Here is an 11,548-nt window from a genome sequence, read left to right on the forward strand (position 1 = left end):
CCCGAACACCGGGAACCCGGCCGCCCGTACCTCCCCGATGTCCCGGATCACCCCGTCGACGACAAACCCTGCGATCCCGCGCCCCTGCGCGACGGCACAGACGTTCCCCCCGGCGAGCGCGTACTCCACGTCCCCCGACTCCACGACGACGACCGAACCGGGCTCGGCACGGTAGACGGCCGCGTGCAGCATGAGGTTGTCGCCGGGCGGACACCGCACGGTGAAGGCCGGACCGGCGAGACGCGACATCGGCCCCCACAGCGCCCGGACGCCGAGGTCCAACACCTGCTCGTGGCCGAGCAGATCGGCGAGGGTGGTCGTAGGGATGTCCTCGAATTCGGTGGCATCAGTCATACGACGGACGCTATCGTCCTCGTCATGACTGCCGGGTCGGCCTTGTGCCGTGAGCGAGTCGGGTACCCGGCCTCCGAGTGAGGCCGAGGCGGGCGAGAGGCCCGCCGTCTGTCACTGCATCCACGTCAACACATCAGCGCGCGACAGCGCTGTCCACGGACCAGCAGCGACAGAGAGAAGAGACCACCACCGCATGCCCAACGACTTCAACCAACCGGTCATCGACGAGTTCCGCGCCAACCGGGGCCGTATGAGCGGCTACTTCGAGGGCGCCCGCCTGCTCCTCCTCACCACCACCGGCGCCCGCACCGGCACCCCGCACACCACCCCCGTGGGCTACCTCCCCGACGGCGACCGGGTCCTCGTCATCGCCTCGGCGGCCGGCTCCGACCGGCACCCGGACTGGTTCCACAACCTCGTCGCCCACCCCCAAGTCACCGTAGAGAGCGGCGTGTTCACCTACGAGGCCCGGGCCGAGGTGCTCACCGGCGAGGAACGCGACCGGCTCTTCGCCCGGGCGGTGGAGGCGGACGCGGGCTGGGCGACGTACCAGGAGAAGACCGACCGGATCATCCCGGTCGTGGCCCTCCACAGCCTGGCGCAGGGCGGCCCGGGAAACATCAACGCGGCGTCCTTCGGCGAGGCCATCAAGGTGGTGCACGACGCGTTCCGCCGCGAACTGGCCCTGATCCGCGGCGAGTTGAACGCCGGTACCACAACCACAACAACCCTCGGCGCCCAACTCCGCGTCAACTGCCTCACGTTCTGCCACGGCCTCCACAACCACCACACCGGCGAGGACACCGTCCTCTTCCCCCTCATCGCCGAACGTCACCCCGGCACCGCCCCGGCCCTGACCCGCCTGCGCGAGGAACACGAACGGATCGCGGCGCTGGTGGAGGAGCTGCGCGGGACGCTCGCGACGACCAGGGACCCGGCGGAGGTCCGCGCCGAGGTGGAGCGGCTGACGACGGAGCTGGAGGCGCATCTGACGTACGAGGAGGAGGAGTTGATCCCGCTGTTCGACGCCGTCGCTTGACCTCAAGCCTGCTTGAGGTCGAAGACTGCACGCATATCCCGACGCGGTGGAGGTTGGTCATGCGTGCAGCGCAGGTACAGGAGTTCGGCGGGCCGGAGGTCCTGGTCCCGGTGGTACTGCCGGACCCGGTCCCCGGTCCGGGCGAGGTGCTGATCGACGTCGCGTACGTCGACACGATCTTCGTCGAGACCCAGGTGCGGACCGGCTGGGGCCAGGAGTTCTTCCCGACGACACCGCCGTACGTCCCGGGCGGCGGCGTCTCCGGGGTGGTCAGCGCGCTCGGCCCGGAGGTCCCGGAGGAGTGGCTGGGCCGCAGGGTGACGTCGTACGTCCAGGGCGGCTACGCCTCGCGAGCGGTGGCGGCGACCACGGCCCTGTCGGTCGTACCGGACGGCCTGGACCTGCTGCCGGCGGCTGCCCTGGTCCACGACGGCGTCACCGCGTCCGGCCTCGTCGAACTGACCGCCGTGTCACCCGGCGACCGCGTCCTGATCCTGGGCGCCTCGGGCGGCATGGGCACGCTCCTGGTCCAACTGGCCCGTTCACGTGGCGCGTTGGTCGTGGGGCTGGCCCGGGGTGAGGAAAAGCTGGCACTGATAAAGGAGTTGGGCGCCGACGCGGCGGTGGACGTCTCGGCTTCCGACTGGCCGGCGCGGGCCCGTGCGGCACTGGGCGGCGCGGCCGACGTGATCCTGGACGGCGTAGGCGGCCAACTCGGCGCCACGGCCCTTCCGTTGAGCGCGGACGGCGGCCGTTTCTCGGCCCACGGGGCCCCGTCCGGCACCTTCGCCCCCGTCGACACGAAGGAGGCCGCCGACCGGGGCATCAAGCTGTTCGGCATCGCGGACCTCCAGTTCCCTCCGGCGGAGTTGCGCCGGTTGACCTCGTACGCCTTCGAGGAGGTGGTGGCGGGGCGGTTGCGGGTGGTGATCGGGGAGGTGTTCCCGCTGGGGCGTGCGGGAGAGGCGCATGCGGTTGTCGAGGGCCGAGTACTGGTGGGGAAAGTGGTGCTCAAGAGCTGAGCGCCTTCAGCCAGGCATGCCCCTGTGCCAGGGCGGCCTTGCGGCCAGTTCCCACAGGGCGTCGAAGTGCCTGTTCCAGGTCACGATGGCGGCCTTGGCGTCGTCGGTGTCCTCCCGCGACCAGATGTTGAGATCGGTGCGGTATCCCTGGGGATCGTAGTAGTCGGGCTCCGGGCTGAATCCCATGGTGCGGGCGGACACGTCGTAGAGGCCGTGCAGGACCAGTTCCCGGTTGAAGATGCAGATCTTGTCGCGCGGTATGCCCGGGTAGAAGCGGTACTCGCAGGCGGCTGTCACCCGCCCCACCGATGTCAACCGCTGCGCGATGGCCGACAGTCGCTGGTCGAACTCCCTGCACTTGACCTCTATCCGCCTGCGGAACTCCTCGTCATCGACGGGTAACCCATCCGTGCCCACCCGGGAGGGCACGGTCATGGGAGCGCGGAAGTCCGGGACGAGGAATCTGACCACCACGTGCCGCGTCGGACCAGGATCTTCGTGGAGGCCCTCCAGACGGTGGTAGAGCTCGTTGTAGAGCGTCTCGCCGGTGTAACCGAGAAAGCTGATCTCCACAGTCCGGGCACGGAAGGCCTCGGTGACGAAGGTTCCCAACTCGCGTGACTTCACCTGGGCGCGGGACGGCAGCCGAAGTGATGCATCGAGGTCGTTGACCTTGTCGTACAGGACATAGGCCACCACGCTGAGGAGCGCGCTGCCGAGGAACACCTTGCCTTGAAGAGCGTCGCCCACCGGCTTCACGAACTGCGCGATCAGCCCGATGACGAAGACGACGAGAAGCAGAAGCCGTGTGACCGTCGACTGGTACCGGGCCTGGAACCGCTTGAGCCGTTCGCTCACGGTGCTTTCGGGCAACCCGCCGCTGCCGCCGCGCATCACGAGCCCCCTCCCCCATCGCGCAGTGCACAGCCGCACGTCACATGTGTGCGGGGTGCTCGTTCGTCCACGCCTGTCCATGGTCGGCCCGGGGCAGGTCGAAGGCAAGATAGGGGTTGGCTGTCGATCTGGCCCTGAGCCCGAGTGACGCGGTCGCCGTCTTCAAGGTCATGGCGTATGTGTCCACCGCCCGGCGGACGTTGGGAGCTTCGAGGCTGTCTCCGGTCACGAGCCGGTCGAGGTCCACATAGGCGGACCGCACGGTCTCGGTCCAGCGGTACACGTTCCAGTCCTCGCGCCAGCCCTTGGTGCACTCCTCCGGCATCCTCTTCGCCCAGCGGGTGAACAGGCGGTCGCGAATGTCCGGGCTCGTCGGGGTCAGATGCATGTGGCGGACCAGGTCGTAGAGGGGATCGCCGACCATCGCCATCTCCCAGTCGATGAGGGTCAGCCCCGTACCGTCCTCGCGACGCACCAGGTTCCAGGGGTTGAGATCGCCGTGCAGCAGTACGGAACGGCGCGGGGTCAGCATGTACCGGTCGAGGATCTCCCCCAGCCGGAGAATGTCTCCAGGCAGGCCCAGCTGCCGGGCCAACCTCAGTGTCTCCTTGGACAGTTCGGACACCATGCGGAGCAGTTCGCCGCGCAGGCCATAGAAGAAGTCGTGCCCCAGGGTGTCCGAACCCAGCTCCTCGCACTCGATTGCCGTCAACTCGCAGAGCTGGTCGACGAGATCGTCCGCCTCGTGCGGCAGCAGACCCTCGGCGGGATGGTCCGGATGCCGGATCTCGCCCTTCGGCCCCTCGTACGAGTGAATGGTGAACTGGTCCTTCAGATGGGGACCGCTGGTTCCCAGTGCCAGCACCCGCGGAGCACGGACCCGCACACCCGATGCCTCGATCACCCCCAGAACGGCGTGCTCGTTGAGGAACCGCCGTTCCCGTGGGTTCGCCGATCCCACCTTCCGCCGCACCATGACGGGGAGGGGGATGTCCCGTACCCGAACCGCCGTGCTGAGATGAGCCGTTCCCTTGAACACGTGGTCCGCGGGAGCCGCGCCCTCCGCGAACAGGGCGTCCCGCACCGCCCACGCCGGGAACTCGGGGTGCTCGGGAACCCTGGGGTCCCGCCGCCAGGGGATGTGCAACTTGATCTGGTGCTTGCTGTGCTTCTTTCCGTTGGACACGTTCCACCGGAAGAGAATCCCCTCGATGGACTTCTCGTCCGGCACGCTCTTGAGCCGCAGGGGAGCCTCGGCCAGCAACAGGGCCCTGCGCACCGCGTACGTCGCGGCATCCAGCTCCCGTTGGTCGAACTTGTCGCCCAGCGACGTCACCGCGCGCATCACATCCGGGTAGACGGACTGGGCGCGTTCGAAGTCGACATAGTGCTTCAGGTCCCGCTCGGCGCCCTTGCCCGCCTCGCCGCACCGCAGGTCCATGGCAGCCCGCCAGGCATCCATCACCTCGGACCACTGCTCAGCGGGGTAGTCCATCCGTACGAGATGGGTGGCGAGGTCGTGCACCGGGTCACCGAAGGTGGCCAGCTCCCAGTCGACGCAGATCAGAGGCGGGGCACCGTGGTACGAAAAGATCACGTTGTCGCGGTGCAGGTCGGTGTGGAGCAGGCTGAAAGGGCGGCTGATCATCGCGGGTACCCGTTCGGCGAACCGCACCATGGCGTCCCCGGGAATACCCAGCGTGGCGAACAGACCCCCGAACTTCGGCCAGTTGCGCTTCCTGATCTGTTCCTCCGTCGCCATGGCCAGAGCCCGGAGGAACGCCCGGCTGTCCCTGCTGTGCCGGGGCCAGGACTGCGGCAGCGGAGGCAGATCCTTTCTGCGTACCTGCGTCATGTCCGCGAGCAGGCCGGCGAGGGCGGAGATGAGCTCGGAATCCACCTGCGTGCCGTTGGGGCGGACGGTCGACAACGGCACGCCCTGGACATAGCTCAGGACGGTCATGTCCTCGCGTCTGACGAGACACTGCGGCACATGGGGCAGCACGCCACGGAGCGCGTCGAGGATCCTCGCCTCGTCCTGCCACGTCCTGATGACGACCGGCAGCACATCGCGGATCCGCTCCCGGACGGTGACGCGGTCGTGCCCCCTCAGCTCCGGCAGCCTGAAGCGGACGTCCTGCGGCGGTCGGACGACATAGTTCAGGTTGTGGTGACCCCGGCTGAACTTCCCCTCGTTCTTGGCGCAGGCCACGAGCCCGTCGAAGGCGTCGCCCGTATCCCTCGCCCTGGAGGGAGTTCCGGGCATTGGTGGACCACCCAAGGTCGCTCCTGAATAGCTGTACGTCGCCGCCCATGTGCATGCGCTGCGAGCAGGGTGGGCACACTGTAATGCCCAAGGCGGTAGCGCATGGCGCAACCTCGCTAAACCGAAACCCACTTGATGACTTCGCTCGAACGACCGGCGGATGTCAGGAGGTCAGGGCCAGGCGCTCCCAGCAGGCGTCGAACCACGCCTGCATGCTCTCCATGAACACCGATCCGGTGGAGTTGGGGTCACCCTCGTCGTTGACATGCCGTATCAGCGTCGACCCCAGCCCGAGAACGTCGAGAGCGTCGATCTCCGTGTCTTCGTCGAGGCGGATGGAGCGCTCCACGACTTCGTACGGGCCGAACAGGGCTTCGGCGCCTCGACGCAGGTACAACTTGAAGGCAGGGACCAGGGGGACACTCCTGACCTCCACGTTCACCGACGGCACCACTCCCTCTGTCTGCAGGTTCCGCAGGGCCGCGCGCAGCGACGTCGTGTGCAGCCGGGTGATGTCCCTCAACCGCTGTTGCGTCCGCTCCTGCAACCCGCCCAATTGGTCGGCCCCATCAGCTCCGTCTGCCACACCCTTCAGCTTCAGGGCACGCGGATACGGAAGTTCCAGCGACTCGGAGGGCAGCAACATCCGCAACTCGATGCGCTCAGGGGTGGCGATCTCTCCGGTGCGGATGCGTTCGGCCTGTAGGCGGACGTGAGTGTCCAGGCTCTCGGACGTGAGGGTGAAGACGTCCAACTGCACGACCCGTTGGGTGAAGGCCCGGGCGACGAACGGCCCCAGTGCCGCCCGCAGCCGGGGTGCCGCCTGCGGAACCCGGCCCGAGTGCATGGGGCTCTTCACCACGCGCGAACCACTTCCCTGACGGGACTCGATCCACCCTTCGTCCTTCAGCTCACGCAGAACACGCTGGACCGTGTCACGGGAGACTCCGAACTCCTCGGCGAGTTCGCGCTGCGTGGGCAGGAGCTGTCCCACCGCGTATGTGCCGTCGGCGATGCGGACACGGAGCTCCTCCAACAGGGCACTGGACTCCCTGCCGCCGCCTTCGCCACGTCCTGAGCTCACACGACGACCGTACCTCCTCACTGGAGCAGGCAAACTACTTCCAGTCATACTGCGGCCGAATTTGACGGTCAGCCATACACATTTCGCGGCGGCGTTAAGGGATCAAGCAGCCAGGGCACACCAAATTCAACAACCAGTCCAATTGGACGGATTGCCGATCAGGCGTCAGACAAAAAATACTCTCCGACAGGCAAGGGGTGGGGTCCCATGGTCGCCATCGAGTTGCTGGGAGCCGTCATGGCACTCGGCATCGAACAGCTACTGCAGTCGCGTTACGGGGCCCTCGGCCTCCTCTGCCTCTTCCTGATAGGCGTGGGTCTCAAGGCCCGCAACACCGCCTGCCTGTCCGTCGGAGCCGTGATCTTCGTGCTCCTGATGACTCAGGCCTGATCCAGCACCACCCGCAACACCGTCTCCATCGAGCCGACGACATACTCGGCCCCCGCGTCCCGCAGCACCTTCTCCTTGCGGTCGTTACGCGCGTAGCCGAGGAACGGCACTCCGGCCCCTTGCGCGGCTTCGAGGTCCGTCGGGGTGTCGCCGATCATCAAGGTGGCCGACGGCGCGGCTCCCAGGCCCTTCAGCGCACGGTTGAGGCAGTGCGGGTGGGGCTTGAGGAGTTGGAGATCCTGGGTGCGGCCGTAGACGTGCGGGGCGAAGCGGGACAGGAGCCCGCGGCCGGACAGGTAAGTGCGCACCACTCGCGGGGAGTTGTTGGTCGCGATGGCCAGCCGTGAGCCCACCGCCGACCAGGTCTGGATCAGCGGGTCGGCGTACGCCGTGGGCATCGCCGAGGACGTGGCCCGGAGTTCCTCCTGGGTGAGACGTTCCTCCAGCTCCGCGACCAGGTCGCTGCCCGGGTGCCGGCGGTCGACGGCGCGCAGCACCATGTGCGGGTCCAGGGAGTCCCTTTCCGTCTCCGTCAACAGCCCGTGCAGGCCCCGCCCTTCGAGCCACTCGACCAGTTCGCCCGCCACGCGCTCCGCCGTGTGTCCCGCGAACAGCCGACAGATCGGACCGTCGAAGTCGAACAGGACGTTGCGGGCCTTGGTGATCAGTTCTCGCAGGTTCTCTGTCTCTACTGTCACCGGTTCAGTCTGCGCCGTATCAGGAGTCACTAGGAGAGTGTCAGGTCCGTCGTGATGGTTTCCCAGAGGGCGTTGAACCACAGCTGTGATTGCTCCACGAACGCCGCGTCCCGCTCGCCGGTCTGGCGGAGGAAGGAGAAGAGGAGGGACTGGGAGCCGAGGACGTCGTACATGTCCAGGGTCTGGCTGCCGTACTCCTCCTCCCGTCTGGTGAGCATGTAGTAACCGAGCAGCGCCTCTTGGCCGTTGAGCAGGTACAGCTTCACCGGCGGGGTGAAGGGCAGGGCCCGGAAGGTGACCTTGACGTCCATGCCGTGCGTGGCTCTCAGGGAGAGCAGGTTGTGCTGGAGCACCTGGCCCTGGGCGTTGCGCATGGACAGCCAGCGCTGGTGGACCGAGTTGTCCTCGTCGCTGCCGTCGGCCGGGACGGGGAACGCGAGGGTGATCTCCTTGGAGGGGACCAGGATGCGGACCTCGATCGACTGGGGGCTGAGGCGGCCCTCGTGGATCTGGCGGAGGGGTTCGCCGATGGCCACCATCAGGGTCTCGGCGGTGTGGCACACGACGTCTATGTGGACGTCCGGCGAGGAGAAGGCCTCTGTCAGGCGTGGTGCCAGGCCGACCATCGTCGGCTGGGGTTCGCCGCGCAGCGGAGTCGGCGGCTCCGCGATCCGCGGTGGGCTTCCCTTGCTCACGTTGGTCAGGAGGCCCGCTTCCTGGAGGAGGCGGAGTGCCTGGCGTACGGCGCCGCGTTCGACCCCGAACTCCTCCGCCAGGTCGGCCTGCGTGGGCAGGCGGTCTCCTGCCTTGAGGTCGCCGGTGCGGATGCGGTCGCGCAGGGCGTCGGCGATCTCCTGGGGCGAGAAGCTTCTGCTGCCGTTCACTGCCACGTTCTCCTGGGTCACGACCAAACGGTATAACTCTGCCCCATCTTAGGGGAGTTGTTTGGAACCTGATTGTAAGTAGGTGTGAGTAGGTGCCAATCGGGAACAACTTAAGCAGAGTTGGCTGCCAACTTCTCCAAGTTGGTGGAAGTTTTGCTTCCACAGCCCGAAGGGGGAACCACCGTGCCTGCCATCGCCCTCCTCTCCGCCGTCTTCGTCGTCGGCTTCGAGCAGATCGTCCAGTGGAAGTACGGCGCCACCGGGATCATCGGCCTGCTGTTGCTCTCCATCGGCATCAAGGCCAAGAGCCCGGCCATCAGTTCCATCGGGGCCGTCGTCCTGGCCCTGCTGGTCACCGGACCGGCTCTGTGACCGTACGACCCGAAGGCCGCCCCCAAGGTCACGTCAGGTCAGCCACTGCGGGAGGCGATCAGCTCGTGGGTGTCAGTGTGAGCTCCGAACTGATCGTCTCCCACAGTGCGTTGAACCACAGGTGCGACTGCTCCACGAACGTCGTGTCCCGCAGTCCCGCGCCCTGGTCGAAGGCGAACAGCATCGACTGGGTACCCTCCGCGTCGTACATCTCCACCTGCTCGTGGCCGATCTCCTCCTCGCGCTGGGTCAGCGTGTAGTAGGCGAAGAGCGCCTCCGAGCCGTTGAGCAGGTACAGCTTCACGGGCGGGGTGAAGGGCAGCGCGCGGAACGTGATGTGCACGTCGATGCCGTGCGTCGCGCGTAACGCGAGCAGGTTGTGCTTCAACACCTGGCCCTGGGCGTTGCGATGGGCCAGCCAGCGGCGTTGCAGCAGGCCGTCGGCCGGGGCGTCCACGCGGGAGGGGAAGGCGAGGTCGATGTCGCTGCTCGGCAGCAGCACCCGGACGTCGACCTTGGCCGGTTTCAGACGTCCGGCGTGGATCTGGCGCAGCGGTTCGCCGATGGCCAGCGTGAGCGAGACCGCCGTCAGACACAGCGCCTCGATCTCCACGTGCGGCTGCGCGAAGGCCTCCGAAATGCGCGGTCCCAGGCCCACCATCGTGGGCTGCGGCGGGGCTCCCGGGCCGGTCAGCGCCAGGTTGAGGTCGGGGGCCACGGTCGCCGGGCTGCCTTTGGACACGTTGGTGAGCAGCCGCTCGGACTGCAGGATGCGCAGGGCCTGTCGTACGGCCCCGCGCTCGACGCCGAACTCGTCCGCCAGCTTGGCCTGGGTGGGCATGCGCTGGCCGGGCCGCAGTACACCGGACCTGATCCGGGTGCGCAGCTCGTCGGCCAGCTCGCGGTGTGACCACTGTGGCCGTGGTGACCTCGTCCGTCCATTGACGGTGGCGTGTTCCGGGTCCACGACCAAACACTACAACTTCCCGCCATCTTTGGGCAGTTCAAGGAAAGGTGGTTATGAGACGTACCCAAGAGGAGATAACTAGAAGAGAGTTGGTCACCAACTTGACCGACTTGGCCGCCTGGGTCTCTCTCCTGGAGGGGAGCCGAGAGCCCGGCGGCCGGCACCACCACAACTGAACAGCTACGGATGAGTCCAGTCCATCAACAGGCACCAGCGGAAAGGTCGTTCAGGATCAGAAGATGTCCGGGCACCATGGCCGCCTGGACGTACGCAGCAGGGCGTCGGCCACACGGGCGGCGCCCGCTCGTTCTTCCCGCACCCGCCCGAGCGCCGCGAGCCGCACGACCGACTCGTCCCCCAGCCACAGCGTGCCCAACTCCCCGACACTGAGGGTGAGTTCGGCGCTCTCCGTGGTCGGCGTACAGGACGCGCCCTGCGCCGAGGCCTCCAACCGGTAGCGCCCACCGGCCAGTCCGGCGCCGTCGACCACCTCGAACACCAACGCACCCTCCCCCTCGTACGACCGCGCCTCCATGGCCCGTACGACATCCAGGACCCGCACCCACAACCAGTCCGCCTGGGTCGTGATCGTGGCCGCGCGCTGGTCCGGCAGGAGGAGGGGCAGCAGGTCGTCGGGGGCACGCCAGCCCGACTGCACCTTCGTCACCCAGTCGATCGAGCAGATGTGGTGCCAGAGCGCCCGTTCGGCCGCCGGGGTGGTCGCGATCAGCCCCTTCACTGTCGCCGTGTCCTGCGGCTGCTTGGCGTCGGTCCAGGTGTCGTCGCAGACGTACGCGGCCAGGCCCTGCACCTCGCCGTCCGCCGCGCGGTAGAGGGCGTAGAACGGCTCGGTCCACGGCGCGCGCTCCAGGCGTACGACGCCTGTGGTGACCTGCCACCAGCGGTCGTCGCGGTTGACCGCACCGGGCTGGGTGCGGCGCAGGCGCTCGTGCAGTTCGGGGCCGAGTTTGCGTACGTCCTCGCCGTCCACCAGGTCGATACGACCGCCGTCCTCCGGGGCCGACCAGCGCGGGTCCAGGCCGGCGCGCTGGACGTCGATCTCCCACTGGGTCGCCGAGGTGGCGGGGCCGAAGCCGTAGCGGCCGTAGATCCGGTACTCGGCGGCGATGAGGGTGGCTACGACGTCGCCGCGCTCCTTCGCCGCCGCCAGGTCCTGGGTCATCATGCGGGTCAGGAGGCCTCGGCGGCGGTGGGTGGACGTGACGGTGACGTTCGAGATGGCGTCGGCCGGGACCGGTCTGCCGCCCACCGCCGTCAGTTCCTGGGGGAAGGAGCGGAAGGTCGCCACGCAGCGGTTGCCGTCGAAGGCGCCGAGGGTGCGGGTCGGGTCGATGTAGCTGGTGCGGTCGGCGATCTCGTCGTCGGTTACGTGCGGGGTGCGCAGGAAGCCGGTGTTCAGGGCGCGGATCCAGTCGGGGATCTCGGGCTCTGTGACGGGGCGGACGGCGAGATCCTGGGGGTGACTGGTCATGGGATCACGCTAGGTGTCCGAGCGGCGGGGTGTCTCGGGGATTTTTCCTCGCCCCCGCCGCCCCTACCCGTCCCATCCCTGGGGGC

General features: G+C 67.8%; 12 protein-coding genes. 4 read left to right on the forward strand and 8 right to left on the reverse strand.

Going from position 1 to position 11,548, the window contains the following annotated elements:
• On the reverse strand, positions 1-354 hold a 354-nt coding region (locus AC31A1_RS35645; RefSeq protein ID WP_489657289.1), incomplete at its 3' end, for an RraA family protein.
• Positions 355-547: 193 nt separating this feature from the next.
• Here AC31A1_RS35645 and AC31A1_RS35650 point away from each other — a divergent pair.
• Both AC31A1_RS35650 and AC31A1_RS35655 read left to right on the forward strand, forming a co-directional pair.
• Positions 548-1,393, forward strand: a complete 846-nt coding sequence (locus AC31A1_RS35650) for a nitroreductase/quinone reductase family protein (protein WP_489657290.1) — start codon at positions 548-550, stop codon at positions 1,391-1,393.
• Between the two features lie 59 nt (positions 1,394-1,452).
• Positions 1,453-2,415: a zinc-binding dehydrogenase gene (locus AC31A1_RS35655; RefSeq protein WP_489657291.1), complete on the forward strand. Its 963-nt coding sequence runs from the start codon at positions 1,453-1,455 to the stop codon at positions 2,413-2,415.
• Between the two features lie 6 nt (positions 2,416-2,421).
• On the opposite strand, the gene AC31A1_RS35660 is transcribed toward AC31A1_RS35655, so the two are convergent.
• From AC31A1_RS35660 to AC31A1_RS35670, 3 genes are all read right to left on the reverse strand, one after another.
• Positions 2,422-3,309, reverse strand: coding sequence for a hypothetical protein (locus AC31A1_RS35660; protein WP_489657292.1), 888 nt, complete (start codon positions 3,307-3,309; stop codon positions 2,422-2,424).
• Positions 3,310-3,349: 40 nt separating this feature from the next.
• The gene (locus AC31A1_RS35665) at positions 3,350-5,575 is read right to left on the reverse strand and encodes an aminoglycoside phosphotransferase family protein (protein WP_489657293.1); all 2,226 of its coding nucleotides are present in this window, start codon (positions 5,573-5,575) and stop codon (positions 3,350-3,352) included.
• A 163-nt stretch (positions 5,576-5,738) separates the two neighbouring features.
• Positions 5,739-6,659, reverse strand: coding sequence for a GntR family transcriptional regulator (locus AC31A1_RS35670; RefSeq protein ID WP_489657294.1), 921 nt, complete (start codon positions 6,657-6,659; stop codon positions 5,739-5,741).
• 207 nt (positions 6,660-6,866) lie between these two features.
• Here AC31A1_RS35670 and AC31A1_RS35675 point away from each other — a divergent pair, with 207 nt between their 5' ends.
• Positions 6,867-7,049 carry a hypothetical protein gene (locus tag AC31A1_RS35675; protein ID WP_489657295.1) on the forward strand — a complete coding sequence of 61 codons (183 nt, stop codon included), beginning with the start codon at positions 6,867-6,869 and terminating at the stop codon, positions 7,047-7,049.
• Here AC31A1_RS35675 and AC31A1_RS35680 read toward each other — a convergent pair.
• Positions 7,040-7,747, reverse strand: coding sequence for an HAD family hydrolase (locus tag AC31A1_RS35680; RefSeq protein WP_489657296.1), 708 nt, complete (start codon positions 7,745-7,747; stop codon positions 7,040-7,042). The genes AC31A1_RS35675 and AC31A1_RS35680 overlap by 10 nt on opposite strands.
• A gap of 29 nt (positions 7,748-7,776) precedes the next feature.
• Positions 7,777-8,658, reverse strand: a complete 882-nt coding sequence (locus tag AC31A1_RS35685; RefSeq protein ID WP_489657297.1) for a winged helix-turn-helix domain-containing protein — start codon at positions 8,656-8,658, stop codon at positions 7,777-7,779.
• Positions 8,659-8,814: 156 nt separating this feature from the next.
• Here AC31A1_RS35685 and AC31A1_RS35690 point away from each other — a divergent pair, with 156 nt between their 5' ends.
• Positions 8,815-9,003, forward strand: a complete 189-nt coding sequence (locus AC31A1_RS35690) for a hypothetical protein (protein WP_019062567.1) — start codon at positions 8,815-8,817, stop codon at positions 9,001-9,003.
• Between the two features lie 58 nt (positions 9,004-9,061).
• Here the strand turns inward: AC31A1_RS35690 and AC31A1_RS35695 are convergent, their stop codons facing one another.
• Positions 9,062-9,976: a winged helix-turn-helix domain-containing protein gene (locus tag AC31A1_RS35695; RefSeq protein ID WP_489657298.1), complete on the reverse strand. Its 915-nt coding sequence runs from the start codon at positions 9,974-9,976 to the stop codon at positions 9,062-9,064.
• A gap of 226 nt (positions 9,977-10,202) precedes the next feature.
• Positions 10,203-11,462 carry a GNAT family N-acetyltransferase gene (locus tag AC31A1_RS35700; protein ID WP_489657299.1) on the reverse strand — a complete coding sequence of 420 codons (1,260 nt, stop codon included), beginning with the start codon at positions 11,460-11,462 and terminating at the stop codon, positions 10,203-10,205.
• Positions 11,463-11,548: the final 86 nt, after the last annotated feature.

Source organism: Streptomyces sp. P5F9 (assembly GCF_057961495.1).